At 58.7% G+C, this 24864-nt stretch carries 23 protein-coding genes; 12 read left to right on the top strand and 11 right to left on the bottom strand.

The window, feature by feature from the left end; all coding sequences use genetic code 11:
- Nucleotides 1-28 precede the first annotated feature (28 nt).
- The gene (locus I2E69_RS08695) at nt 29-772 is read right to left on the bottom strand and encodes an AAA family ATPase (protein WP_195460806.1); all 744 of its coding nucleotides are present in this window, start codon (nt 770-772) and stop codon (nt 29-31) included.
- A gap of 11 nt (nt 773-783) precedes the next feature.
- Complete coding sequence (locus I2E69_RS08690) at nt 784-2106, bottom strand: MATE family efflux transporter (protein ID WP_195460934.1); 1323 nt, start codon at nt 2104-2106, stop codon at nt 784-786.
- A gap of 319 nt (nt 2107-2425) precedes the next feature.
- On the opposite strand from I2E69_RS08690, the gene I2E69_RS08685 reads away from it, so the two are divergent.
- Both I2E69_RS08685 and I2E69_RS08680 read left to right on the top strand, forming a co-directional pair.
- On the top strand, nt 2426-3796 hold the full coding sequence (locus I2E69_RS08685; RefSeq protein ID WP_195460805.1) for a pseudouridine synthase: 1371 nt from the start codon (nt 2426-2428) through the stop codon (nt 3794-3796).
- 333 nt (nt 3797-4129) lie between these two features.
- Nucleotides 4130-5743, top strand: coding sequence for an ABC-F family ATP-binding cassette domain-containing protein (locus I2E69_RS08680; protein WP_195460804.1), 1614 nt, complete (start codon nt 4130-4132; stop codon nt 5741-5743).
- Here the strand turns inward: I2E69_RS08680 and I2E69_RS08675 are convergent.
- Genes I2E69_RS08675 through ligA form a run of 4 tightly spaced genes read right to left on the bottom strand, consistent with a single transcriptional unit; the run spans nt 5740 to nt 10930 of the window.
- On the bottom strand, nt 5740-7215 hold the full coding sequence (locus I2E69_RS08675) for a clostripain-related cysteine peptidase (protein ID WP_195460803.1): 1476 nt from the start codon (nt 7213-7215) through the stop codon (nt 5740-5742). The genes I2E69_RS08680 and I2E69_RS08675 overlap by 4 nt on opposite strands.
- Nucleotides 7212-7949, bottom strand: a complete 738-nt coding sequence (locus I2E69_RS08670) for a DUF4919 domain-containing protein (protein WP_195460802.1) — start codon at nt 7947-7949, stop codon at nt 7212-7214. The genes I2E69_RS08675 and I2E69_RS08670 overlap by 4 nt, the downstream gene beginning before the upstream one ends.
- A gap of 28 nt (nt 7950-7977) precedes the next feature.
- A complete protein-coding gene (dapA, locus tag I2E69_RS08665) occupies nt 7978-8868 on the bottom strand; it encodes a 4-hydroxy-tetrahydrodipicolinate synthase (protein ID WP_195460801.1) in 891 nt (296 codons plus the stop codon).
- Between the two features lie 34 nt (nt 8869-8902).
- A complete protein-coding gene (gene ligA / locus I2E69_RS08660) occupies nt 8903-10930 on the bottom strand; it encodes an NAD-dependent DNA ligase LigA (protein WP_195460800.1) in 2028 nt (675 codons plus the stop codon).
- Nucleotides 10931-11081: 151 nt separating this feature from the next.
- On the opposite strand from ligA, the gene I2E69_RS08655 reads away from it, so the two are divergent.
- The 7 genes from I2E69_RS08655 to I2E69_RS08625 all read left to right on the top strand — a co-directional run bounded on the left by I2E69_RS08655 (nt 11082) and on the right by I2E69_RS08625 (nt 18001).
- The gene (locus tag I2E69_RS08655) at nt 11082-11417 is read left to right on the top strand and encodes a hypothetical protein (protein ID WP_195460799.1); all 336 of its coding nucleotides are present in this window, start codon (nt 11082-11084) and stop codon (nt 11415-11417) included.
- A gap of 8 nt (nt 11418-11425) precedes the next feature.
- Nucleotides 11426-12034, top strand: a complete 609-nt coding sequence (locus I2E69_RS08650) for a leucine-rich repeat domain-containing protein (RefSeq protein ID WP_195460798.1) — start codon at nt 11426-11428, stop codon at nt 12032-12034.
- 211 nt (nt 12035-12245) lie between these two features.
- A complete protein-coding gene (locus I2E69_RS08645) occupies nt 12246-13511 on the top strand; it encodes an adenylosuccinate synthase (RefSeq protein ID WP_195460797.1) in 1266 nt (421 codons plus the stop codon).
- Nucleotides 13512-13663: 152 nt separating this feature from the next.
- Nucleotides 13664-14542, top strand: coding sequence for an electron transfer flavoprotein subunit beta/FixA family protein (locus I2E69_RS08640; RefSeq protein ID WP_195460796.1), 879 nt, complete (start codon nt 13664-13666; stop codon nt 14540-14542).
- 14 nt (nt 14543-14556) lie between these two features.
- Nucleotides 14557-15576, top strand: coding sequence for an electron transfer flavoprotein subunit alpha/FixB family protein (locus I2E69_RS08635; protein WP_195460795.1), 1020 nt, complete (start codon nt 14557-14559; stop codon nt 15574-15576).
- Complete coding sequence (locus I2E69_RS08630) at nt 15576-17300, top strand: acyl-CoA dehydrogenase family protein (protein ID WP_195460794.1); 1725 nt, start codon at nt 15576-15578, stop codon at nt 17298-17300. Before I2E69_RS08635 ends, I2E69_RS08630 begins: the two co-directional genes overlap by 1 nt.
- Nucleotides 17301-17446: 146 nt before the next feature.
- Nucleotides 17447-18001 (top strand): outer membrane beta-barrel protein, encoded by a 555-nt coding sequence (locus tag I2E69_RS08625; protein WP_195460793.1) that lies wholly within the window; start codon nt 17447-17449, stop codon nt 17999-18001.
- Nucleotides 18002-18082: 81 nt separating this feature from the next.
- On the opposite strand, the gene glsA is transcribed toward I2E69_RS08625, so the two are convergent.
- Both glsA and gadC read right to left on the bottom strand, forming a co-directional pair.
- Entirely contained in the window at nt 18083-19066 is a 984-nt protein-coding gene (gene glsA, locus I2E69_RS08620) for a glutaminase A (protein WP_195460792.1), read from the bottom strand.
- A gap of 7 nt (nt 19067-19073) precedes the next feature.
- Nucleotides 19074-20624 (bottom strand): putative glutamine/gamma-aminobutyrate antiporter GadC, encoded by a 1551-nt coding sequence (gene gadC, locus I2E69_RS08615; RefSeq protein ID WP_353885380.1) that lies wholly within the window; start codon nt 20622-20624, stop codon nt 19074-19076.
- 192 nt (nt 20625-20816) lie between these two features.
- Between gadC and I2E69_RS08610 the strand changes: the two genes are divergently transcribed.
- Both I2E69_RS08610 and I2E69_RS08605 read left to right on the top strand, forming a co-directional pair.
- Nucleotides 20817-21749, top strand: a complete 933-nt coding sequence (locus tag I2E69_RS08610) for a DUF5106 domain-containing protein (RefSeq protein ID WP_195460790.1) — start codon at nt 20817-20819, stop codon at nt 21747-21749.
- A 189-nt stretch (nt 21750-21938) separates the two neighbouring features.
- On the top strand, nt 21939-22490 hold the full coding sequence (locus I2E69_RS08605; protein WP_195460789.1) for an NADH peroxidase: 552 nt from the start codon (nt 21939-21941) through the stop codon (nt 22488-22490).
- A gap of 234 nt (nt 22491-22724) precedes the next feature.
- Here I2E69_RS08605 and I2E69_RS08600 read toward each other — a convergent pair whose 3' ends face one another.
- Both I2E69_RS08600 and I2E69_RS08595 read right to left on the bottom strand, forming a co-directional pair.
- Entirely contained in the window at nt 22725-23060 is a 336-nt protein-coding gene (locus I2E69_RS08600) for a hypothetical protein (RefSeq protein WP_195460788.1), read from the bottom strand.
- Between the two features lie 21 nt (nt 23061-23081).
- Nucleotides 23082-23291, bottom strand: a complete 210-nt coding sequence (locus I2E69_RS08595) for a YtxH domain-containing protein (RefSeq protein ID WP_195460787.1) — start codon at nt 23289-23291, stop codon at nt 23082-23084.
- Between the two features lie 68 nt (nt 23292-23359).
- Between I2E69_RS08595 and I2E69_RS08590 the strand changes: the two genes are divergently transcribed.
- Nucleotides 23360-23866: an SLOG family protein gene (locus I2E69_RS08590; protein ID WP_195460786.1), complete on the top strand. Its 507-nt coding sequence runs from the start codon at nt 23360-23362 to the stop codon at nt 23864-23866.
- Nucleotides 23867-23897: 31 nt separating this feature from the next.
- On the opposite strand, the gene I2E69_RS08585 is transcribed toward I2E69_RS08590, so the two are convergent.
- A complete protein-coding gene (locus I2E69_RS08585) occupies nt 23898-24818 on the bottom strand; it encodes a hypothetical protein (RefSeq protein ID WP_195460785.1) in 921 nt (306 codons plus the stop codon).
- Between the last annotated feature and the right edge of the window lie 46 nt (nt 24819-24864).

Here is a 24864-nt window from a genome sequence, read left to right as displayed (position 1 = left end):
GCAAAGCCCCGGAATTTCCGGGGCTTTTTTATGACTCTTCGCTGAGGTCCATCTGCCGCAGGAGGCTTTCGCGGTCGAGGACGAAGCGTTTCATCAGCATGTAGTGGGAGGTCTGCTCCAACTCGGTGAGCCGCAGCCCGCTGTCGGTTATTTCGTAGATTTCGGCCCCGGGGTAGGCCAGCACGATGGGCGAGTGGGTGCTGACGATAAACTGCGAGCCGCGTTCGACCAGTTGCCGCATCCGGCACAGCAGGTACATCTGCCGCGCGGGCGACAGCGCCGATTCGGGCTCGTCGAAAATGTAAAGTCCGTTGCCGAAAAGGCGGTGTTCGAGCAGCGCGAGGAAACTCTCGCCGTGCGACTGCTGGTGGAGCGAGCGGTCGCCGTAGTAGCGGAGCACCCCGTCGGCGATCTGCTCCAGTTCCGACGCCACATTGTAGAAACTCTCGGCGCGCAGGAAATAGCCGTCGCGCGGGGTGAGGCCGCGTCCCAATACGATTTGCTCCCAGAGCTGCGAATGCGACGGCCGCGTGGCGAAGTTGAAATTGCGCGAGCCGCCCTCGGCGTTGAATCCGGCTTTGACGGCGATGGCTTCGAGCAGCGTCGATTTGCCCATGCCGTTTTCGCCCATGATAAAGGTCACGGGACAGCGGAAATGCAGTTCGCTGAAATTCGCCAGCGCCGGAACCGTGTAGGGATAGGCGTCGGGGCGTTCGGCGTCTTCTTTCAGCCGGACGTATTTGATGTAGAGCATCTCTTCGGGCAGTGTCATGGCAAAAATCGTTACGGAACCTTGTTGTAGATGGTCTTCAGGTGATCGGTCATGAAGTATTGCAGCACGCCGCGCAGGAACATGTAGAGCGTGAAGGCCAGCCAGAGTGCGTTGTTGCCGATCAGCGGGTAGCAGGCGTAGTAGATGGCGAAGTAGGCCGCCGTGGACCAGAACATCGAGTCGCGCATGACGCGGGTTTCGGTGGCTCCGACCATGATGCCGTCCATGATGAAGGGCATGGCCGAAGCGATCGGGATCAGGATGATCCAGACGATGTACTGCCCGGCCAGTTCGACCATCTGCCCGGCATTGGCCGCCGTGCTGTCGACGAACAGTCCGACCAGGTCGCGCCACCAGATGAGGTAAATCCCCACGAATGCCACCGATACGATTGTCCCCCAGAAGATGCAGCGGCGCAGGCAGTCGCGCAGCGACGTGCCGTCGCGCGCACCGATGAAACGCCCTGTGAGCGCTTCGGCGGCATAGGCGAAGCCGTCGTTCATGTAGGAAAAGAGCGTGAACAGTTGCAGCAGCAGGGTGTTGACGGCCAGCAACGCAGGGTTGTCCATGCGTGCCGACGCCCCGGTGAAGAAGGTGTAGACGGCCACGATGCAGAACGTGCGGAGGATGATGTCGCGGTTGATGATGAAGAACGTTTTCAGCGGTTTGAAGTCCAGCACCTCCGGCCAGTTTATTCCTGTGAGAACCGACCGGTATTTGATCGCCAGCAGCAGCCCCGAAAGCGCCACGCCGGTCCATTGGGCGATTACCGAGGCATAGGCGATGCCCACGATGCCCATGTCCATTCCGAATGCGAACCAAAGGCTGCAAAGGATGTGCACGACGTTGACTGTGATGGCCGTCAGCATCGGGAATACGGCGTTCTGCATACCCGTGAACCAGCCGTTGAAGCCGAAGAGCACGATGCCTGCGGGTACGGCCCAGATGCGGGCGTAGAAGTAGTCGCGGGTCATCTGGCTGCCGTTCATCGCCCACAGGGCCAGTTCGCCCACGGGATATTGCAGCAGGACCATCAGCACACCCATCACCGCCGACACCGACAGCGCGCGGAGGAGCATGTTGGTACACTCGCGGAAATCGCCCGCGCCGAATGCCTGGGCCGTAAGTCCGCTGGTTCCCATGCGCACGAACGAGCAGTTCCAGTAGATGAAGTTGAAGATCGAGACCCCGATGGCCAGCGAGCCGATCGTGGCGGCCGTGTCGGCTCCCCAGTGTCCGGCGATGGCGGTCGATACGATGCCCATCAGCGGTACGGTGATGTTCGAGACGATGTTGGGGAGCGCGATGCGCATTATTTCGCGGTTCATGTTCATGACGCAGAATCGTGTGTCGTTGCCCATACCGGACGCCGGATGATGTTCCGTGCGGTTCTTACCGGAATGCGGCAGGTCGTTGGAAAATAAATTTTCGGTAAAGATACGGCAAAACCGGTCGTTTTGTCGCGCTTCGGGCCAATTATTCCCAAAACGTTTGAAATCGGGCACGTTATGTGATATAATCTGGAAAAATGGATTAACTTTGCCGGGTAAAACCCGGCTTAGATAGGCCGCACCCCGGCATGATACGAATACGTTCGGTCCTGCTTTCGGTTCGCACCGACTTGGCCCAGATAATTTATTAGACGAATAAACAATGAAAGATCCTAAAAACGACTCGACCCCTGCGCTTACCCGTTTCGGGCGCGATAAACGCGCGCGCATGGTGACAGCTTCGGCGGAGCGTGTCGAGCGTCGCCCGCGTTTGCAGCGTGATGCTGCCGATTCGGAGCAACCGTCCTTCGAAAACAGGCCCGAACGCCGGGCTTCGTACAACCCTCATTTTACGCCCGACAACCGTCCGGCTTTCGAGAAGCCGCGTTTCGGCGACAAACCCCGCAGTGAAGAGGGCGACCGTCCGCGTCGCCAGTATGACGATAAACCGCGCCAGTACGGCGACCGTCCGCGCCAGAACGACGACCGTCCGCGCCGCCAGTTCGGCGACAAGCCCCGTTACGATAACGACCGCCCGCGCCGTCAGTTCGGCGATAATGACCGCCCCCGCAACGACGAGGAGCGTCCCCGCCGCCAGTTCGGCGACAAACCGGCCTACGGCGAGAAGAAGTTCGGTCCCAAGAAGTTCGGCGATAAACCCTACAGCGAGAAGAAATTCGGCGAGAAGAAATTCGGCGATAAGAAGTTTGGCGACCGGAAATTCGGTGACCGGAAGTTTGTCGACAAACCTTTCAAACCCGGCAGGAAGCACGACGATAAACCGGCGCCTTACCCGAAGTTCAATCCTGAGAAGCAGACGGGCGAGATGCGCCTGAACCGCTTCATCGCGCAGTCGGGCATCTGCTCGCGCCGCGAGGCCGACGATTTCATCACGGCAGGCGTCGTTTCGGTCAACGGCGTGATCGTCACCGAACTGGGAACCAAGGTGCTGCCTACCGACGAGGTGAAGTTCAACGACAGCCGCGTGCAGGGCGAGAAGAAGGTCTACCTGGTGCTGAACAAGCCCAAAGGCTATGTGACCTCGCTCGACGATCCCCACGCTGGAAAGACGGTTATGGAACTGGTCGACGGAGCCTGCACGGAACGTATCTACCCGGTGGGGCGTCTCGACAAGAACAGCCTCGGCCTGCTGTTGTTCACCAACGACGGCGACCTTACCAAGCAACTTACGCATCCTTCCTACAAGAAGAAGAAGATTTACCAGGTGACGCTCGACAAACCCTTGACGCGCGCCGACATGGACAAGATCGCCGAAGGCGTTACGCTGGAGGACGGCGAGATTTTTGCCGACGAGATATCCTACGTCAAGGAGAACAAGCAGGAGGTGGGCATCGAGATTCACTCGGGCCGCAACCGCATCGTGCGCCGTATCTTCGAATTCCTGGGTTACACCGTGACCAAGCTCGACCGCGTTTACTACGCGGGCCTTACGAAAAAGAACCTCAAACGCGGAGCGTGGCGGTTCCTTACCCGTGAGGAAGTGGAGCGCCTGAAGTCCGGCCAGTACGAATAAATTCCGATTTCAGAGGGCATCTTTCGCCCTGCCTTGTTCGCCCCGAATGGAACATACTCCGGTATGCTCCGTCCGGGGCTTGCTTCGTCAGGCCGGCATCCGTTTCTTTGGCGTCGAAATCCCGCCGTGTCCTGTTGCCGGGACTTGTTTTCCGGGGAAATGAAAAAATTTGGCAAATCGGAATCAAGTTGTTACCTTTGCCGTGAATCTAAACGTACTCCGATGAGAATAAACAATTGACAGTGTCGGTTTTCGATTAAACCGACCATGGGACGACCCAAAAGTTTATCGGTTTAATGGCCTTATCCGTAAGGCCCTGTTAATTGTTCATCTATGAGTATTATTCTTAGCGGAGTATCTTTCCGCTATCAGCAGCAGACTTTATTCGAGGATGTCAGCCTGTCCGTGACCGCGGGCGCGAAGGTTTCCGTTGTCGGGAATAACGGAACCGGGAAATCCACGCTCCTGAAACTGGTCGCCGGGGAGTTCGGCGCCTCTTCGGGCAGTATCCATTGTACTTCGGCGCCCTGGTACGTTCCGCAGCAGGTCGGTGTCAGGGGTATCTCCGTGGGCCGGGCGTTGGGTGTGGACGCAAAACTGGAAGCCCTGCACGCCATCTGCAACGGCAGCGGCGACAGTGTGCATTATGATATTCTGGCCGATGACTGGGAGGTCGAATCCCGCTGCCGGGCTGCGCTCGGTTCGTGGGGACTGCCCGATGTGGATCTGGCGGCTTCGGTCGATTCGCTGAGCGGCGGCGAGAAAACGAAACTCTTTCTGGCCGGAATTTCGGTCCACCGTCCGGCGATCGTCCTGCTCGACGAACCGACCAATCATCTCGACGCCGCGGGCCGGCGGCAGTTGTACGACTTCATTGCCGATACCCGGGCGACCGTGCTGGTTGTAAGCCATGATATCGCGCTGTTGAATCTGATGGAGGCGACCTGCGAACTCACCCCCGGCGGACTGCGGCTCTACGGCGGTAATTACGAATTCTACAAAGTCTGCAAAGAGACCGAACATCAGGCTCTAGACCGGCAGGTCGAGGCTGAAGAGACCGCTTTGCGGCTGGCCCGCAGAAAGGCGCAGGAGGTGCGTGAAAGACAGGAAAAACGTTCCCGGCGGGGCGAAAGGAACAAGGCCGAACTGCCCCGTGCCATGCGGAAGAAGGCGAAGGACGACGGTGAAAGGACCTCCACGCGATTGCAGGGGAAGCATGCGGAGATTGTCGGGGAAAACCGGCGGCGATTGGGCGAACTGCGTCTCAAACAGCCCGCTGCGTGTGCTTTGAAACTGGATTTCGACGATGCGCGGCTGCACGACGGGAAATTGTTGGTTTCGGCCCGGGGCGTTAATTTCGGCTATGGTGCGGGGGGACTGCTCTGGGAGAATCCCCTCGATATCGAAATCCGGAGCGGGGAGCGCATCCATTTAGCAGGGGATAACGGCAGCGGCAAGACGACGCTGCTGAAACTGCTGACCGGGGAACTGCGGCCTACAATCGGCGAGGTGCAGTCGGCGGGTTTTTCCCACGTTTGTCTCGACCAGGAGTACAGCCGGGTCGATACTCCGCAGTCGGTGCTGGAACTGGCCCGGGAGCATAACCGGCTCAATCTTTCGGACCATGAGGTCAAACTGCGGTTACACCGCGCCCTGTTTTCGAAGGAGGTTTGGGACAAGCCCTGCAACGTGCTGAGCGGGGGTGAACGAATGCGGCTGTACCTTTGCTGTCTGATGATTTCCGACCATGTTCCCGATCTGTTCCTGCTCGACGAACCGACCAACAACCTCGATTTGCAGAGCCTTGCTATCCTGACCGCCACGATCCGCGATTACCGGGGAACGCTGCTGGTCATCTCCCACGATGCGAAATTTGTCGAAGATATCGGTGTCACGCGGGAGGTCGGACTGGAAGCCCGGCGCACTAGCTCTCTTCCGTCACGCTAATGCGTATCCCGATACCAGGCGGTCTGCCGGTTTTCTACGGCGAATGTGGTCGAGGGTTCACTCACGGAGACGCCCGAATAGTGATGGACGGTGTGGTTGCCCTGTCCGTAAGCCGAATAGAACCGCGCTGTGTGCAGGCGGCTTTCCGCCGGAAATGCACGGTCGAGTCGTGCTGTGAATTCGTCGATAAGCGCCGGCTCGTTTTTGTGGCTCAGGGCGACATAGTGCCCCAGGTCGTAGAAAAGCGGGGTGCTGCCGCCCTTGTAATACTGAAGTTCGTTGATGTCGAACGCCTGCTTCTCCTTTTCGTTGATGCGCTGCATCACCTCGGCCAGGGCATCCAGTTCCGACATCACGGCCAAGGATATGCAGCCCGACTGCTCTTTCCATTTCGTATTCTGATAGTCGTTTTGGTAGAGGTTCCAGAACTCCCAGCAGGCTTTTGCGAGCCGCTCCGAAACCGCACTTGTCTCGAACAGGCGGGGGACGATCCGGGTATAGGGGAACCCGTCGCCCATGACCTCGCAGGGCGATGCCACGATGTACCCGACGACCGAACGCAGGTCGTAGAGCGTCTCGATATTGGCCATGAAACAGTCGTCGAAGATCAGGTAGTCGAAGCGGTGGGCAAGCGATTCGAGCGCCGCAGCCAGTTCCGTGATGTTGAGTTCGTAGCCCGAATCGCCGAACGAACGCGTCTGCTTGGCGCCCGGAACCGGGGTCCAGACATCGTTCGGCGGCGACTGCCGCATCGAGTAGGGAATCGTGCCGCTGCTGGCCGGAACCCACGCTTTGCCGTGGCAGCCGATGATCAGTCCGTAGTTCTGTGCCGGGGCCAGTTCCGCCGCATCGGCAAACAACTGCTGCACATGGACTGCCGACCCGGCGTTGAAACTGTCGTAGGTTTTCAGCGTCGACGTTTCACACCGGTTGGTCACGGCATCGTAATAAATCTCCTGCAGGACCGCCGACGAATGCTTTTCGGGCTGGTAGCAGACCAGTATGCGTCCGTCGCCCGGAACCTGGTTGGTGACGGCCTCGCGGACACCCTCGATGTTGTTTTCGTAATAGCTGATCAAACTCCGTCCGGGCATGTAGAGCAGGACGGTCTGGGCCGCCACGGCCGGTTTCTGGAAGACCCCGACCGGGTAGTCGCCCTTGTCGGCCGAGAAGTGCACCGTGATTGCGCCCAGCCTGCGGCGCTGGTTGGCGGGATTGGCTTCGGTCGTTCTGACCGTCACTTTCGTCTCCCCGCGGGCGCCGTTGTCCGGCGTGACCGAGAATCCCTCTCCGGTGTACGACAGCGTCCACGCCGCATCGGCCGAAACAGTGAATACGGCCTCGGCCGATGCGTCGCACGCCAGGAGAATCTCTTCCGGCGAAATCTGTATTCGGTATTCGCGGTCCTTTTCGCAGGCCGCGAGTGTCAGCAGCAGGAGCAGGCCGAGCGTATGCCGGAGCGGTTTCATCATTTATACGTGCGGGGTTTGAGGTTGTTGAACTGCCAGGTGCGGTCGCGCTGGTAGGTGTAACCTTCGGGCTTGTTCCGGTAAACGCGTCCGAAATCGAAATAATAGCCTTTGATTTTCTTGCCGTCGACCACATAGGGGACGGTCAGCGGCACGAATTCCACCGTGCGGCTGATGATGCGGGCTTTACCGAAGGAGAATCCCTCGGCGGCCAGCACGTCGAGCGCGTGGTCGAACATCAGCACGTGACGCGGGCTCTTCTGCGTCAACCCGTCGCCCGTGGCGAGGATCGCGCGGATCACGCCGTTCATGCGGTCCGAGTAGGCTTTTTCCTGCTCCTTGTCGCCCAGCGCCCCGTAGGCGAACGACATCAGGTTGAGGATTTTAGGGCTGAACGGATCGTGCTTCAGGGCGTCGGTCCCCACCGAAATCATCGTTTCCAGCGTGGCGGCGTCGGGTTTGTCGGGGTCGATGCCCGAAGCCATCATCAGCAGTTTGTCTAGATCGGGGTTCAGGGCCAGCGGCTTGTAGTCGTCCCGGTAGGCGTAACCGTAGTAGAGGTAGTGGTAATCCTCGTCGGTCAGCGTCGCGTCGCCGGCGTTGTAACGCATCATCAGCCCGGGGTAATAGAAGGGCGATTCCGCGTTCATCGTCCGGTCGAGGATCATCTCTTCGTCGGGAACCTTGGCGGCGGCCAGTGCCGGAACCAGCAGCATAAGAAGCAGCAATCGTTTCATATCGGTCGTTTCTGGTACGAACGCAAATTTAGCGCAAATCGTATTTGGCGATCAGTCCTTTGAACTTTTCGCGCAGCTTTTCCGATCCGGCGACCAGCGGGAGGCGCATCGTGTCGCCGATGCGTTTCATCACCGAGAGGGCGCATTTCACCCCCACGGGGTTGCCCTCCTCGAAGAGCGCGTGTACGGCTTCGTCGAGTGTGGCGTAGATTTTTTCCGCTGCTTCGAAATCGCCCGCCTTGGCGAGGTTTACGCACTCCATGAACCGTTGCGGGAAGGCGTTCGCCGCCACGGAAATCACGCCGTCGCCGCCGCGGCGCATCAGTTCGAGCGTCATGCCGTCGTCGCCCGACAGCACGAGGAATCCCTCGGGACGGTTGTCCAGGATGCGCTGCATCTGGCAGATGTCGCCCGATGCCTCCTTGATGCCGATGACGTTCTTGAAATCGGTGGCGCACCGGAGCGTGGTTTCGGCCGTCATGTTGACGCCCGAGCGGCCCGGGATGTTGTAGAGGATCACCGGCAGGGGCGAGTGGGCCGAGACGGTACGGAAATGCTGGTAAAGGCCCTCCTGCGAAGGTTTGTTGTAATAGGGCGTAACGCTCAGGATGGCGTCGGCGCCGCGCAGGTCGAATTCGCGCAGCTGGTCGAGCACCTCCGACGTGGAGTTACCGCCGCAGCCCATTACCAGCGGGACGCGCCCGGCGATCTGGTTGGTGATGAACATGGCGATCACGGCGCGTTCGGGCATATAGAGGGTAGGGGTTTCGGCCGTAGTGCCGAGTGCGACGATATAATCCACGCCGCCTTCGATCACGTAGTCGATCATGCGGGCCAGCGCTTTGTAGTCCACACGGCCGTCTGCGGTAAAGGGGGTGATCATTGCGGCGCCTACGCCGGAAAGTTTGGATTGGAGCATAAATACTTGTAATTTTTAATTCTTAATTCTTCATTCAAAAAAGTTCTCCCTGCTGCGGAGCCTCCCCGGCCGGACCGTCGCCTTCGACCATCCGGATGAATTCCTCTTCCGAAATGATCTTTATGCCCAGTTTCTCGGCCTTCTTGAGTTTTGCCGGGCCCATGTTGTCGCCCGCCACGATGTAGTCTACGCTGCCCGACACCGCCGCGAGGTTCTTGCCTCCGTGCAGTTCGATCAGCTCCTTCATTTCGTCGCGGCTTCGCGTGAACTTGCCCGAAACCACGAAACTCTTTCCCGCCAGCGCTTCCGACGCCAGTTCGCGCGCTTCGGCTTCGAATTGCAGCCCGGCTTCGCGCAGGCGGCGGATAATCCGCAGGTTCGCCTCCTCGGCGAAGTACTCGATGATCGCGTCGGCGATTCGTCCGCCCACCTCGTCGGCCTCGACCAACTCTTCGCGCGTAGCCTTCATCACGGCGTCCAGCGATCGGAAATGCTCGGCGAGGTACTTGGCCGTGGTCTCGCCCACGAAGCGGATGCCCAGTCCGAACAGTACGCGCTGGAAGGGAACCTGCTTCGACCGTTCGATCGACCGGATGATGTTGTCGGCCGACTTCTCGCCCAGCCGGGGCAGGGGGGCCAACTGCCCGGCATGCAGGTCGTAGAGGTCTGCCACGTCGCGCACGAGGCCGTTCTCGTAGAGCAGTTCGACGGTCTCTTCGCCCAGGCCGTCGATGTCGAGGGCCTTGCGGCGGATGAAGTGGATGATGCGTCCGATAATCTGGGGGCGGCATCCGCTCTGGTTGGGGCAGTAGTGCTTGGCTTCCCCCTCGTAGCGCACCAGCGGCGTTCCGCACTCGGGACATACGGTGATGTATTCGAACGGCCGGCTGTCGGCGGGTCGCTGCGAGAAGTCCACGCCGATGATTTTCGGGATGATCTCGCCGCCCTTCTCGACGTAAACCGTATCGCCCGGGCGGATGTCCAGCAGGGCCATCTGCTCGGCGTTGTGCAGCGTCGCGCGCCGCACGGTGGTTCCGGCCAGCAATACCGGTTCGAGGTTGGCCACGGGTGTAATGGCTCCCGTGCGGCCTACCTGGAACGACACGCTGTCGAGACGCGTCGAGGCCTGTTCGGCTTTGAATTTATAGGCTACGGCCCACTTGGGGGCTTTGGCCGTAAAGCCCAACTGACGGCGCACGGCGAAATCGTTGACCTTGATGACTACGCCGTCCGTGGGGAAGGGCAGTTTGCGCCGCGCCTCGTCCCAGTGGTTGATATAGGCGTCGATCTGGTCGGCGTTGTGGCAGATACGCGCCGCATCCGAGACCTTGAAGCCCCATTCGCGGGCTTTTTGGAGACTCTCCCAATGGCTCGTGAACGGTAGTTCGTCGCCAGCCAGTTGATAGAGCGTGCAATCCAGTCCGCGCTTGGCCACGACGGCCGACGACTGCTGCTTGAGCGTTCCGGCGGCGGCGTTGCGGGGATTGGCGAAGAGCTGCTCGCCGTTGGCCTCGCGCTCGGCGTTGAGCCTGTCGAACGAGGCGTAGGGCATCAGTATTTCGCCCCGGATTTCGAAATAATCGGGCCAGTCCTCCCCGCGCAGGCGCAGGGGGACCGAACGCACCGTGCGGACGTTGGCCGTCACGTCGTCGCCCTCGACGCCGTCGCCGCGCGTTACGGCGCGCAGAAGCCGTCCGTGTTCGTAGGTGAGCGAGATGGCCGTGCCGTCGAATTTCAGTTCGCAGACGTAGTCCGTCGGTCCGGCTTCCCGTTCGATGCGGCCGATGAACTCGTGCAGTTCGTCGAGCGAGTAGGTGTTGCCCAGCGACAGCATCGCATAACGGTGCTTTACCGTCTGGAATTCAGCCGTAAGGTCGCTTCCCACCCGCACCGAAGGCGAGTTGGGGTCGGCATACTCGGGATGCGCGCGCTCCAGGTCCTGGAGTTGGCGCATCATGGCGTCGAACTCGAAATCCGAAATCTCGGGGGCGTTTTCGACGTAATATTTGAAGTTATGCAGTTCGAGCTGGCGGCGCAGCTCTTCGATCCGTTCGCGTACCATATTATGAATAATAACGTGGGTAAAGTTACATATTTTGTCTTTAAGAAGGAGTTAATTTGGCGTAAATTCAAAAAAAATGCAAAAAATAATTGCAGATGGGGTGCGATATTCAAATTTTGCTTATAATTGCAAAAAATTTCGAGACACTAACATGACTAAACAGAATATCGTGAAGAAGCATATCGCTACCAGTTTTCATAACCTCAGCCCCGAGTTGCAGGAGGCTGTCAAGGCAAAATATCCGCTGGGATTCACCGATGCGATGATTCGTGTCGACAAGCCCAACGGTGATTTTTTCTATGCCGTACCCTATGATACGGATGAAATAGCGTATATGGTAAAGGTCGATGTAAAGGTCGACGACAATTCGCACGAAGACGACGAGAAGGACTATTACGACGACGAAATCAAGGGCGCCGACGACATCCAGAGCGACGACGACAATTCGGACGGGGCGGATAATTCCGACGACGACGTGAATATCTGACACAGCCTATGATTCGCGCCCTTCCCGCCCTGCTTGTTCTGCTCGGCACGGCCTGCGGCCTTGCCGAAGACGAGCGCGACGAGAAGAACAAATACATCTACCTGACATTCTACGACAAGGCCTTCGAGACTTACTGCCTCGGAGCGTTCGATGTCGACGGCGACGGACGCATTTCGCGCTACGAGGCGCAGCGCGTCCTGCGCATGGACTGTTCGGAGCGGGGCATTGCGTCGCTTTCCGACCTGAAGGAGTTCACGCGCCTCGAGCGGCTCGATTGCCGGGGCAATACGCTCTCGCAGTTGGATGTGACGATGACGCGCCTCGAACGGCTCGACTGTTCGGACAACGACCTCGTGTCGCTCGACGTGAACGGCTTGCGCGGCCTTACGGACCTGAATTGCAGCGGCAACCGCCTGCCGCGCCTCGATTTGCAGTCGAATGCTTCGCTGGCGTCGCTCGACTGTTCGGACAATGCCCTCGCGGGGACGCTCGACCTGACGGCCTGCGCCTCGGCGTTGCGTGCCGATGTGCGGAGCAATCCCGACCTGGCGACTGTCCGCTGCCTCGCCGCACAGGGCGTCTCGTTCGACGGGCGGACCGAAATCGTCCGGGACTGAGATCGGCCCCGGCACGGTGGACCGGCCTTCCGTTTCCCCGGTCCCGGGTTCGCATTATTTCCCCTTTTTCGACAAAACGCTTTCCTTTTCAAACCGTTTTTCTTTATAATTTGTTGAAAAGTCTGTGCGGGGCTTTGGGCGTTTCGGATAATAATTCGTACCTTTGAATGCAAAAAATGTCTTTTGCAAACATAAAACAGAACCGGATACAATGAAAAAAGTTGACGTTATCCTCGGCCTGCAATGGGGTGACGAGGGCAAAGGGAAGGTTGTGGACGTGCTGACGCCCCGCTATGAGGTGGTAGCCCGTTTCCAGGGCGGTCCCAATGCCGGTCACACCTTGGAATTCAACGGCGAGAAATACGTGCTCCGCTCGATCCCTTCGGGCATTTTCCAGGGCGGCAAGACCAACATCATCGGCAACGGCGTGGTGATCGACGCAATCCTCTTCCGCGAGGAAGCCGAAGCGCTGGCCGCCAGCGGTCATGACCTCACCAAGCAACTCTGCATTTCGAAAAAAGCCCACCTGATTCTGCCTACGCACCGCATTCTCGACGCTGCGTACGAGGCTGCGAAGGGCAGCGCCAAGATCGGTACTACGGGCAAGGGCATCGGCCCCACCTATACCGATAAGGTAAGCCGCAACGGCATGCGCGTCGGCGACCTGCTGAGCGCCGACTTCGAGAGCATCTATGCTGCCGCCAAGGCGCGTCACGAGAAGATTCTCAAAAGCCTCGACTACCGATACGACATCACCGAACTGGAAAAACAGTGGTTCGAGGCCGTGAAATATCTCCGCCGTTTCCACATCATCGACAGCGAATATTTCGTCAACGACTGCCTCTCGCAGAACAAGTCGATCCTGGCCGAAGGCGCCCAGGGTACGCTTTTGGACGTGGATTTCGGTTCCTATCCGTTCGTCACCTCTTCGAATACCGTCTGCGCGGGCGTCTGCACCGGACTGGGCATCGCCCCCAACCGTATCGGCGAGGTCTTCGGCATCTTCAAGGCCTATTGCACGCGCGTGGGCAGCGGACCGTTCCCCACGGAGCTGTTCGACGAGACGGGCGACAGGCTGTGCAGCATCGGCCATGAGTTCGGAGCCGTCACGGGGCGCAAGCGCCGCTGCGGATGGCTGGACATGGTAGCCCTGAAATATTCGATCATGATCAACGGCGTGACGCAGCTGATCATGATGAAGTCCGACGTGATGAACGATTTCGATACGATCAAGGTGGCTACGGCCTACGAGATCGGCGGCCGCAGCACTTCGGAGTTCCCCTACGAGATCACCGACGACTTGAAACCGGTCTACACCGAGTTCGAAGGCTGGAAGTGCGACCTGCGCCGATTCACCCGCTACGAAGAGTTCCCCGAGGCGTTTAAACGCTATGTGGAGTTTATCGAGCGGCAGACGGGCGTACCTGTAAAGATTATTTCCGTAGGCCCCGACCGCGGCGAAACCATCGTTCGCTAGCATCGCATCCCGACCTGAAAGGAGTGGTTCGGGATGCGTTTTTGCGTTATCCCCGTCCGTATTCCAACCGAAATTCCTGCCGCGGCCGAATGCCGCGATCGTGCCGTATGGCGGAAATGTAACAGAAAACTTAATTGTAACATTTAACTTATATGAAAAAACCACTTAAAATTGTTGTCTTGGCCAAGCAGGTTCCCGATACCCGCAACGTGGGCAAGGACGCGATGACGCCCGAAGGGACGGTCAACCGCGCCGCGCTTCCGGCCATCTTCAATCCCGAGGACCTCAATGCGCTGGAAGCTGCCCTGCAGTTGAAGGACCGCGTCGAAGGTTCTACGGTCCATATCCTCACGATGGGTCCGCAGCGTGCCGCCGACGTTATCCGCGACGCGATGTTCCGCGGCGCCGACGGCGGTTACCTGCTCTCGGGCCGTGAATTTGCCGGTTCGGATACGCTGGCTACCTCTTACGCCCTTTCGTGTGCGATGAAGAAAATCGCTCCCGACGTGATCTTCGCAGGCCGCCAGGCCATCGACGGCGACACGGCGCAGGTAGGTCCGCAGGTTGCCGAGAAACTCGGTCTTCCGCAGGTGACCTATGCCGAGGAGATTCTCGAAGTCAAGGAGGGTGCGCTGGTTATCAAGCGCCGCCTGGAGCATGGTACGGAGGTTGTCGAATGCCCGATTCCTTCGGTCGTTACGGTCAATGCCTCGGCTGCCGAGTGCCGCCCGCGCAACGCCCGCCGCGTGATGAAGTACAAGGGAGCTCTCGCCGGCTCGGAGATCGCCGCAGCGCCCGAATCGCCCGCCGCACAGCGCGCCGCCGCGAAGGAGTACCTCCGCATCGTGGAGTGGGCTGCCGCCGATGTCGATCCCGATCCGTCGCAGCTCGGCCTTACGGGCTCGCCCACGAAGGTCAAAAAGATCGAGAACGTGGTTTTTGCAGCGAAGGAGGCCAAGAAACTCACCGCTGCCGACAACGACATCAATTCCCTTATGGTTGAACTCATCGCGAGCCATACGCTCGGTTAATGCGTTTTTTTGAGATGAACAATATATTCGTATATATCGAGATGGAGGGCGGCAAGGTCGCCGACGTGAGTCTCGAACTGCTTACCAAAGGCCGCGAACTGGCCACGACGCTCGGGGTTAAACTCGACGCTGTTGTGCTGGGCCACAACCTCGCAGGCATCGAAAAGGAGTTGGCCAAATACGGGGCCGACACCGTCTGGACGGCCGATGACGAACTCTTCGCCCCGTTCCGCACACTGCCCCATACGGCTGTCCTGTGCGGGCTGATCGAGCAGGAGAAACCCCAGATCGCCTTGTTCGGCGCTACGCCCGTGGGCCGCGACTTCGCTCCGCGCGTATCGTCGGCGCTGCACAGCGGCCTTACGGCCGACTGTACGCAGCTCGAAATCGGCGACCATAAGGATGCCAAGACGGGCCAGGAGTATAAGAATCTCCTCTACCAGATTCGTCCCGCTTTCGGCGGCAACATCATCGCTACGATCGTCAATCCCGACCACCGTCCGCAGATGGCTACCGTCCGCGAGGGTGTGATGCGCAAGGAGTATGCAGCCAAACCCGGCGCGGGTGAGGTGAAGGCGATCGACTGGAAGAAATTCGTCAAGGATACGGACCTCGCCGTGAAGATCATCGAGCGCCAGATCGAAGAGCGCAAGATCGACATCAAGGGTGCAGGCATCATCGTCGCCGGCGGTTACGGCATGGGTTCGAAGGAGAACTTCAAACTCGTGCACGAGTTGGCCGATGTCCTGGGCGGCGAAGTGGGCGCCAGCCGTGCCGCTGTCGACGCAGGCTTTACGGAGCATGCCCGCCAGGTAGGCCAGACGGGTGTCACGGTACGTCCGAAACTGTACATCGCCTGCGGCATTTCGGGCCAGATCCAGCACACGGCCGGCATGGATCAGTCGTCGATGGTCATTTCGATCAACAACGACCCCGAAGCCCCGATCAACAAGATCGCCGACTACGCCATCACGGGCGATGTCAATGAGATTATCCCCAAGATGATTAAGTACTACAAACAAAACTCGAAGTAATGGCTAATTTCTTTTCAGATAATAAGGATTTGCAGTTCCACCTCCAGCATCCGTTGATGCGCAAGATCGTGGAGCTGAAAGAGCGCGGTTTCGCGGAGAAGGACCTCTACGACTACGCACCGCAGGATTTCGACGATGCGATGGACAACTACCGCCGCGTGCTGGAGATCGCCGGTGAGGTCTGCGGCGAGGTGATCGCACCCAACGCCGAGGGCGTGGACCACGAAGGCCCGCGTGTGGTCAACGATCATGTGGAGTATGCTTCGGGTACGGTGGTGAACATGAAAGCGGTCGTCGATGCGGGCCTGAGCGGCATGACGCTTCCGCGTAAATACGACGGCCTGAACTTCCCGCTCATCTGCTTCGTGATGGCCAACGAGATGGTGGCCCGCGCCGATGCTAGCTTCGAGAACATCTGGGGCTTGCAGGACTGTGCCGAGACGCTCAACGAATTCGCCTCGGAGGAGATCAAGCAGAAATACCTGCCGTGGGTTTCGGCCGGAGCTACCTGCGCCATGGACCTTACGGAGCCGGATGCCGGTTCGGACCTCGGCGCCGTGATGCTGAAGGCTACCTGGTCGGAGGAGAAGCAGACGTGGCTGCTGAACGGCGTGAAGCGTTTCATCACCAACGGCGACGGCGAGGTTTCGCTCGTGCTGGCGCGTACCGAAGAGGGTACGACCGACGCCCGCGGCCTCTCGATGCTGGTCTATGACAAGCGTGACGGCGGCGTGAAGGTGCGCCGTATCGAGAATAAACTCGGCATCAAGGGATCGCCGACGTGCGAACTGGTCTTCACGAACGCCCCGGCGCAGTTGGTCGGCGACCGGAAGATGGGTCTTATCAAGTATGTGATGTCGCTGATGAATGCCGCCCGCCTGGGTATCGGCGCGCAGTCGGTCGGCACGTGCGAGGCCGCTTACCGCGAAGCGTTGAAATACGCCCACGAGCGCGCCCAGTTCGGCAAACCCATTATCCAGTTCGCTGCCGTTTCGGAGATGCTTTCGAACATGAAGGCCAAAGTGCAGGGCGTGCGTGCGCTGTTGTACGAAACCGCCCGCTTCGTCGAGGTCTACAAGCAGTACGGCCACATCGCACAGGAGCGTTCGCTCGAATCGGAGGAGCGCCAGGAGATGAAGTTCTACAACCGCCTTGCCGACGGTTTCACCCCGCTTGTGAAACTGTTCTCGTCGGAGTACGCCAACCAACTGGCTTACGATGCGATCCAGATTCACGGCGGTTCGGGCTTCATGAAGGATTATCCCTGCGAGCGTCTCTACCGCGATGCGCGCATCATGAATATCTACGAGGGAACCTCGCAGTTGCAGGTCGTAGCGGCCATCAACGCCGTGACGAAGGGCACGTTCCTGGAGCAGATCGAGCGTTACGCCGCCGAGAGCTACACCGAGGCGATGTGTCCCGTTGTCACGAAGCTCAAGGAGCTGACCGTGAAGTTCTCGGAGATGCAGGCCCGCGTCGAGGCCGGGGACAAGGAGGTCTGCGGATTCAAGGATTTCCATGCCCGCCGTCTGGTCGAGACCGCCGGTCATATCATCATCACCTATCTGCTGGCCCGCCAGGCCTGCGAGGTGGAGGATTATGCCGCTTCGGCACGTATTTTCTGCAAACTCGCCGAAAGCAAGATTTCGGAGGCCTATACCTACGTGATGAACTCCACGACGGAGGATGTCGCGTTGTTCAAGGCCGTCGAGCAGGAGAATTGAGCCGGGTTCCGGCCCGTTTGAAGAGGGGAGGGTTCGTGATGAACCTTCCCTTTTTTGCCGCCTGTGCGTTACTGTCGGTTGACCGGATTGGTTTCATTGCGTGATTTTTGTTATATTCGTCGTTGTAAAACCAAAAACAGAAAATTATGATCCGAAAAATGCTGATGGTTGCAGTCGTCGTACTGATGGCTGTGCCCGCTCTTGCCCAGGGATCGCGCCGCAGCGAGGTTTCCGTCTCCTACGGTGTCGCTCCCGTCACCGACTGGATTGATTCGTACAGCAACATCCTGACCGGGGTTTTCTCGGGCTCGGATACCGACCTCAAAGGATGGGGCGCCGTTACGGTGGGGTACAGTTTCCGCCTGATCGGCAGCCTGCGCCTCGGAGCGCAGGTTGTCTATTCCTCGAACACGCAGGAGGTCAAACGTGTCGGTTCGGAGATCAAGAACCGTTACTGGTCGCTGCTGCCCAACGTGAAGTGGAACTGGCTGAATCTGAAAGTCGTCTCCTTCTATTCGCGGCTCGGTGCAGGCGCTGCGTTCTCCAAGGCCAAGGTTGACGGCCAGAGCGAAAAATCGACGCTCTTCGCCTTCCAGGTCTCGCCTGTCGGCGTCGAGGTCGGAGGCCGCATCGCGGCTTATGCCGAAGCCGGTATCGGTACGTCGGGTTGTCTGCTGGTCGGAGCCCGGTATCGTTTCTGACGCTTGCACGGACCCGAAAAAAAGGGACGCATTCCGCGATGGAATGCGTCCCTTTTCGTTTGCGGGTTGTCCCGCGGATTCTTATGCCTTCACGGCCTCTTTTCCGGCCATCACGCAGCGCGTCGTGCCGAAGATGTTGAGGTTGAGGTGTCCGGCGATGTAGGCCAGCGCTTTCTGGGCTTTTACCGAGTTCCCGGCTCCATCCAGCGGGGGAGCGAACGCCGCAACGCCCATCACGCCCGGCACGACGCCCATGATACCGCCGCCGACACCCGTTTTGGCGGGCAGTCCCGTCGTAAAGAGCCAGTCGCCCGTGTGCTCGTAGAATCCCACGGTCGCCATCATCGAAGCGATTTTGGGCGTGAGTTCCGGTTTGAATACAGACTTTTTCGTCACCGGATTCACGCCGCTGTTGGCGATCGTCGCGGCCATCGTGGCCAACTGCTTGGCCGTAATGCCGATCGAGCATTGGCGCGTGTAGATGTCCAGCGCCATGTCGGGATCGTCGTAGATGCGGTTGTAGTTCTTCAGCAGCCACGCGATCGACTTGTTGTTGAAATTGGTAGCCGTCTCCGACTTGTAGAGTTCGTCGATCACCTCCACGTCCGAACCCGCCAGGTCGGCGATGAACGAAATGATGGATTTCCATTTGCCGTCGCTGTCGCCCACGGGCTTGACCATCGAGCAGGCCGAAATGGCTCCGGCGTTTACGAGCGGCGTCGAGGGATGGTCATTTTCCAGCAGGATGGCCATGATCGAGTTGAAGGGGAGTCCCGTGGCGTCGGCGCCGATCTTGTCGAGAATCTCCTGTCCGCTGTACTGGTTCATGGCGAGGATTGCCGTGGGGACCTTCGATACCGATTCGATACCGAATTTGTAGTCCACGTCGCCTACGGCTACTACGTCGCCGTCGGGCAGGCAGGCTGCGACGCCGAAGAGGTTCGACGGTACGTTGGCCAGGTAGGGTATATAGTCGGCGTTTTTGCCGCCGGTTTCGCTTTTGCAGCGGTCATAAGCCATCTGGATGGCCTCCTGAACCGCTTGTTTGTCGATTTTCTGGATCATGATTTACTTATTTCGTTGATTGGTTGTTATTGGCTGAAGACGGGTTCTGCGTCGGAGCGGTTGTTGCCGCTGCGGGAGCTGCGACCTTGGCCTGCGTTTCCCAATGGAAGGGGGCGAAGTCGGCGGCCGCCTGAGGGTCTTTCCACGACGGCTTGCGCATCGCGTAGATGACGAACGGGGCGCCTACGACTACCACGCAGCCGATGATCAGCACCGAGAACCAGACGGTGTTGCTGCCCGTTGCGATCTGGCTGGGCGGCACGAAGCTCAGGATGAAGGCCAGCAATGCGCCGCAGAAGCCGAGGCATCCGAGGAACCACATCAGGCCGTTGCCTTTGCCCAGGCGGAACGGACGTGCCGTGCCCTTCATCTTGTAGCGCAGCACGATGGCTGCCGAGAACATCAGCATGTACATGATCAGGTACAGCAGTACGGTCAACTGCGAGAGAATCTGGTAGAACGACTGTACCGAAGGCATCACGACGAACAGCAGTGCCAGCAGTGTTACGACACAGCCCTGGATCAGCAGGATGTTTTTCTGCACGCCGTTTTTGTTGGTTTTCTGGAAGAACGGGGGCAGGTAACCGGCCTTACCCACGGCAAAGATACCCTTCGAGGGACCTGCCACCCAGGTGAGCACGCCTGCCAGCACGCCGAACATCAGGGCGATGGCGATGATCGGTCCGGCCCACGAAATGTGGAGGTAGTGGAAGTAGTTGTCGAAGCCCACGAGCAGCGACTGCGTGAGGCTGATGTCCTTGGCGGGAATGATGAATCCCAGCGAGAACGTACCCAGCACGAAGATGCAGACCGTTACGAGCGAACCGATGATGATGGCCTTTGGGTAGTTTCGCGATGGGTTTTTCACGTCCATGACGTGTATACCCATCATCTCCATACCCGCATAGAAGAGGAAGATACTGCTGGCCAGTACGAGGTTGTCGAATTTGGACAGGTCGGGGAAAAAGCCCTGCGACATATCCATATGGTTGTGTCCGCCGGTCGAAATGTAGATGATGCCGAGGATGATCAGCAGGCCCGCGGGAATGATCGTACCGATCATACCGCCCCATTTACTGATCTTTCCGACCCATCCCAGTCCTTTCAGTGCGATGAACGTGGCGATCCAGTAGATGGCCAGCACCATGCAGAGCGTGAAGACCTTGTTCGAGGCCAGCGCTGCGTCGTGCGTATCGTTCATGCCGATGAATGCGATCGACACGGCTCCGAAGGTCAGCACCGTCGGATACCAGATCGTCGACTCGATCCATTGCAGCCAGATTGCGAGGAATCCCGTGCGTGCGCCGTAGGCTTCGCCCACCCAGCGGAAAACGCCGCCCTGTTTGTCGGAGAACATTGCTGCCAGCTCGGCGGCGACCATGGCCGTCGGGATGAGGAACACGATGGCTGCAAACAGGTAATAGAATGCCGACGAAAGTCCGTATACCGCCTCCGCAGGCAGTCCGCGCAAACTCACTACGGCAGTCACGTTCATAATTGCGAGTGTCATGACACTCAATTTGAACCCGGTACTTGTGGTAGTTTTCTTTACATCCATAATGAATTAATTTGGTTTTTTGACGCTTTGGGATGTTACAACTACCGTGCAAATCGGGTTTGAACCTTTATTTCGGGGGTCGAGACACTTGATTCTTGCCGGAAAAAAACTATATTTGCCAAAGAAAGAATGGCGAAGACCACAGTCGGCTTTTCCCGACGCGGAGTGTCTCTGCGCCTAAATACGATACTTATGCAACGCATCCTGATCCTCCTGCTGGCGGCCCTGTGTGTCGCCTCGTGCGGCCGCCGCCGGAACGCCTCCCCGCAGCAGACCGAGACCACCGCGTCCCGCCCGCGAGTCTTCCTTCCGGCCATCGCCCCCTCGGGCCTCTCCCCGGAAGAGCAGCGCGACTACCTCCGCTGGCACTACTGGGACCGCTTCGATTTCGCCGATACGCTTTTCGTCTCCCTTGCCGACACCGTGCAGATGGTCGAAGCCTACGCCCGCTATATCGCGTTGATTTCCGACCGGCCGGCTGATTCGGCTCCGATGGATTCGCTGATGCACCGGGCCTCGTCGTCGAAGCAGATGCTCGACTATTTCGCGATGCTTGCCGATCAGGTGCTGCACGACCCCAACTCGCCGCTGCGCAACGACGAATTCTACATCCCCGTGCTTCGGGCGCAGCTTGCCAGCCCTTTTTACGACGAATACGAGCGCATTGCCCCGCAGTACGACCTGAACATGGCCATGCAGAACCGTCTCGGGCAGCCCGCCAACGATTTCCGCTATACGCTCGCTTCGGGGGCTTCGGGGACGCTTTACGGTGTGAAAGCCGAATATGTATTGCTGTTCATCAATAATCCCGGCTGCCCGATGTGCCGCGAAATCCGCGAAGCCATCACTTCGTCGCCGATGCTTTCGATGATGATCGAACGGGGACAGCTCAAGGTGCTGGCGCTCTATCCCGACGAGGACCTCCGGGAGTGGCGCGACTACCGCGACCATATCCCGGCATCGTGGATCAATGCCTATGACAAGGGATGTGTCATGCGCGAAAAGAGCCTCTACGACCTGGGGGCTATTCCGGCGATGTACCTGCTGGACCGCGACAAACGCGTGCTGGTGAAGGATTCGACCGATGTATCCTACATCGAGGAGGTGATCGACCGCCACGCCTGACCCGTCTGGGAGACGGGCTTTAGGGGCGGCGGGCGGTTTATACGCTCCCTGTCCGGTTCTGCACCGGGGTATAAGCGTTTCTTATCGGGCCATCAGAAAAGACAATCGGAAATCTATACGGGCTTCGTCCTGAATTGCTATCTTTGCACTACAAACAGAATACATCACACACTAAACATTTGAAAGATTATGGCAAAGAAATGGCGTTGTACCGTATGCGGTTACATTCACGAAGGTCCCGAGGCTCCCGATCAGTGCCCGATGTGCAAAGTCGGCAAAGAGAAGTTCGTAGAACTCATTGAGGCCGAGGGCGACCTGGATTTCGTAACGGTACACAAGATCGGCGACGGCAAGGGCGCCAGCAAAGAACTCTGGGAAGGTCTCCAGAATCATTTCATGGGCGAATGCACCGAGGTGGGCATGTATCTGGCGATGAGCCGTCAGGCCGACCGCGAGGGGTATCCCGAGATCGCCGAGGCCTACAAGCGTTACGCGTGGGAAGAGGCCGAGCACGCCTCGAAGTTCGCCGAGCTGATCGGCGAGGTGGTTTGGGACACCAAAACCAACCTCGAAAAGCGTATGAACGCCGAGTGCGGCGCCTGCGAGGACAAAATGCGCCTGGCCCGTATGGCCAAGGAGGAGAACCTCGACGCCGTGCACGATACCGTACACGAGATGGCCAAGGACGAAGCTCGCCACGGCAAGGGCTTCGAAGGGCTCTACAAACGCTACTTTAAGTAGTTTTCGATTTTACAGGGCTTTTTTGCCCTGACATGTCCGGCCCGAACGGGAATACGTTTGTATTTTTCGTCCGGGCCGGATTACGTTAGGCCGGATTACGTTAGGCCGAAACACGAACCGCTGAAATCGGAAACGCGGTTCGGTGCAAGTTCGAGAGGCCCGTGCGGAGATGGCGGCGCAACCCTTCGCGGAAGGCCTGAAAAATGCCGGTGCATTTTCTTGCATCGGCATTTTTCATTTTTTCTGTAACTCCTCGCGGAGCTTTAGAAAGAGAGAAACCTTTCCGGCGACCCATTCGTAACCTGTTTGCGCTGCACGTGCCACCTCGTAAACCGTTTCGGCCTGCCGGCGGATTTGTTCCACGGCATCGCGTATCGCCGACAGGTATATGACGATTGCGAGGACGGCGAAAAAACCGCCTACGATCAGCGCCGAGGCGATGAACGAGCCTGTTACGGCCGAAAGCCAGATGACCAGTGCCGTGAGCAGCAGCAGGATGGCTATGGCCGCAGTCGTTACGAAGAACAGCAGTGCGGTCACAAAACGGCCGCCGGAAGGTTTATTCTCCATCGTTACACTGTGTAGTGCGGGTCATTTCTCGTCGCATTTGCAGCGGGCTTCCTCGATCTGCTCCTCCACCCGGCTGAGTTTGCCTTTCACCTTGTCGATCTCGTCGTCGATCGAGTCTTTGATTTTCTGACGCAGTTCAGGGCCCGACTGGGGCGTGAAAAGCATTGTGAGGGCCGAACCGATGATCATGCCGCCCACGAGCGATACGATGGCAATTCCTGTGTTTTTCATAGTTGCTGAAAGTTTAAATTCAGCATTTGAACTTGCAAAGTCCGGGCCAAAGCCTTACCTTTGAACGTATGATTGCCGATTCCCGCATATCCGTCGCCTTCACCGGCCACCGCACCTATTGCGGCGAGGCTTCCGATGCCCTGCGGCGGATGTTGGAGGCGTTGTACGACCGGGGATTCCGCACTTTCCTGAGTGGTATGGCCGTGGGTTTCGACCTCGCCGCCGCCGAAGCCGTGCTGGAACTCGGTCGTCAGCGCGACGGTGTGCGGCTCGTCGCCGCAGTTCCGTTCCACGGGCAGGAAAATCGCTTCTCCCCGGCCGACCGCGAACGTTTCCGGAGCGTGCTGGCCGCTGCGGCCGAAACCGTGGTGCTCTCCCCGGTTTACCACCGGGGCTGCTATGCCGTCCGTAACAATTACCTCACCGACAATGCCCGGGTGCTTGTAGCCTGGTACGACGGCTCGTCCGGCGGTACGCACTACACCGTTCGCCGTGCCTTGCGCCGTGGCCTGGAGGTTGTCAACCTCCGTCCGGAGGCTCCCTGCCTGCCTGTTCCCGCTCCGACGCTGTTCTGAAAAAAAGACGGGCCGAAGCCCGTCTTTCGTGTTATTCGGCAGCCGCTGCCGTTTGCGGTTGTTGTACTTCGAACAAATCGAGTCTTCCGAGCAGTTTCTCGATCCGTAGGCGGGTCGCGGTTTTGCCGTATGCCGATTCGTCGTAGAAGAACAGGACGCTGATAAGCGTTCGTCCGTTCATCAAATCGTAAGCCGTATAGATTTGGGCCGGATATTCCTCGCTGCGCCCTTCGCTGCAAAGCATTTCGCGTCCGCCGACGGTGATAAGCCGTGTCGGTGCGATGATCTCCTTGTCGTAATAGGCCGAATCCCGTTTTGCGCAGTAGTCCCGGATGTCGGCGATAGAGGTGATTTCGGCAGGAATGAAGCCGGGAACCCCTTCGATCATGAATCCGATTTCATCGTTCCATGTGCTCATCCGGTAGTTTGCGTAGGAGGTCGGGGTTTCGGGGTTCACCGTTTTTTCGATCGGGGTATAGCCTGCCGGAACCGTATAACGTATGCCGGCGTCTACACAGACGTATGTCTGCTCGGTATCCAGATAGGCAACCTCTTCGCCGCCCGTCAAACGCGTCGAGAAGGTATACAGCCATCCCAACGCTACGACCGTACAGACAGCGGCCCCCAGCATGCGCCAGAATGCGGTGTATTCTCCGTTCCGGTATTTGATCTTCAACCACGTGAAAAGTCCCCGGCAGGCCTGGATGAAACCCCAGATGATGGCGCCCGTGGCGATGAAATAACGCCCTCCGCCCTGTGAGGCGAGGAAATAGGTGAGGAAGCTCACGGCAAGGCCGCCTCCGCACCACAGCAGGCCGGCGGTCATGTTTTTTCGGGCTTCGGAGAGTTCTGCCGCCTGCCGGTCGGCGGCGTTGGATTCGGGGGCCGGGGACTCCTGCTCCCGGGGTGTTTCGGGCATCGGCTCGAACACGGGTTCCTGGGTTTGCTTCATGATGGGTTCAGATGCTTGAGTGATTTATAAATATAGAAAAATTCCC

The sequence above is a fragment of the Alistipes sp. D31t1_170403_E11 genome, from assembly GCF_015553985.1.
Lineage (GTDB): Bacteria > Bacteroidota > Bacteroidia > Bacteroidales > Rikenellaceae > Alistipes > Alistipes montrealensis.
Note: the sequence above shows the minus strand (reverse complement) of the source record. Positions and strands in the feature narration are given on the sequence as shown.

What these genes read in the sequence shown, in the direction of transcription:
- I2E69_RS08695 (WP_195460806.1), bottom strand. Translation starts at nt 772, where the DNA reads ATGACACTGCCCGAAGAGATGCTCTACATCAAATACGTCCGGCTGAAA.
- I2E69_RS08690 (WP_195460934.1), bottom strand. Translation starts at nt 2,106, where the DNA reads ATGAACATGAACCGCGAAATAATGCGCATCGCGCTCCCCAACATCGTC.
- I2E69_RS08685 (WP_195460805.1), top strand. Translation starts at nt 2,426, where the DNA reads ATGAAAGATCCTAAAAACGACTCGACCCCTGCGCTTACCCGTTTCGGG.
- I2E69_RS08680 (WP_195460804.1), top strand. Translation starts at nt 4,130, where the DNA reads ATGAGTATTATTCTTAGCGGAGTATCTTTCCGCTATCAGCAGCAGACT.
- I2E69_RS08675 (WP_195460803.1), bottom strand. Translation starts at nt 7,215, where the DNA reads ATGATGAAACCGCTCCGGCATACGCTCGGCCTGCTCCTGCTGCTGACA.
- I2E69_RS08670 (WP_195460802.1), bottom strand. Translation starts at nt 7,949, where the DNA reads ATGAAACGATTGCTGCTTCTTATGCTGCTGGTTCCGGCACTGGCCGCC.
- dapA (WP_195460801.1), bottom strand. Translation starts at nt 8,868, where the DNA reads ATGCTCCAATCCAAACTTTCCGGCGTAGGCGCCGCAATGATCACCCCC.
- ligA (WP_195460800.1), bottom strand. Translation starts at nt 10,930, where the DNA reads ATGGTACGCGAACGGATCGAAGAGCTGCGCCGCCAGCTCGAACTGCAT.
- I2E69_RS08655 (WP_195460799.1), top strand. Translation starts at nt 11,082, where the DNA reads ATGACTAAACAGAATATCGTGAAGAAGCATATCGCTACCAGTTTTCAT.
- I2E69_RS08650 (WP_195460798.1), top strand. Translation starts at nt 11,426, where the DNA reads ATGATTCGCGCCCTTCCCGCCCTGCTTGTTCTGCTCGGCACGGCCTGC.
- I2E69_RS08645 (WP_195460797.1), top strand. Translation starts at nt 12,246, where the DNA reads ATGAAAAAAGTTGACGTTATCCTCGGCCTGCAATGGGGTGACGAGGGC.
- I2E69_RS08640 (WP_195460796.1), top strand. Translation starts at nt 13,664, where the DNA reads ATGAAAAAACCACTTAAAATTGTTGTCTTGGCCAAGCAGGTTCCCGAT.
- I2E69_RS08635 (WP_195460795.1), top strand. Translation starts at nt 14,557, where the DNA reads ATGAACAATATATTCGTATATATCGAGATGGAGGGCGGCAAGGTCGCC.
- I2E69_RS08630 (WP_195460794.1), top strand. Translation starts at nt 15,576, where the DNA reads ATGGCTAATTTCTTTTCAGATAATAAGGATTTGCAGTTCCACCTCCAG.
- I2E69_RS08625 (WP_195460793.1), top strand. Translation starts at nt 17,447, where the DNA reads ATGATCCGAAAAATGCTGATGGTTGCAGTCGTCGTACTGATGGCTGTG.
- glsA (WP_195460792.1), bottom strand. Translation starts at nt 19,066, where the DNA reads ATGATCCAGAAAATCGACAAACAAGCGGTTCAGGAGGCCATCCAGATG.
- gadC (WP_353885380.1), bottom strand. Translation starts at nt 20,624, where the DNA reads ATGGATGTAAAGAAAACTACCACAAGTACCGGGTTCAAATTGAGTGTC.
- I2E69_RS08610 (WP_195460790.1), top strand. Translation starts at nt 20,817, where the DNA reads ATGCAACGCATCCTGATCCTCCTGCTGGCGGCCCTGTGTGTCGCCTCG.
- I2E69_RS08605 (WP_195460789.1), top strand. Translation starts at nt 21,939, where the DNA reads ATGGCAAAGAAATGGCGTTGTACCGTATGCGGTTACATTCACGAAGGT.
- I2E69_RS08600 (WP_195460788.1), bottom strand. Translation starts at nt 23,060, where the DNA reads ATGGAGAATAAACCTTCCGGCGGCCGTTTTGTGACCGCACTGCTGTTC.
- I2E69_RS08595 (WP_195460787.1), bottom strand. Translation starts at nt 23,291, where the DNA reads ATGAAAAACACAGGAATTGCCATCGTATCGCTCGTGGGCGGCATGATC.
- I2E69_RS08590 (WP_195460786.1), top strand. Translation starts at nt 23,360, where the DNA reads ATGATTGCCGATTCCCGCATATCCGTCGCCTTCACCGGCCACCGCACC.
- I2E69_RS08585 (WP_195460785.1), bottom strand. Translation starts at nt 24,818, where the DNA reads ATGAAGCAAACCCAGGAACCCGTGTTCGAGCCGATGCCCGAAACACCC.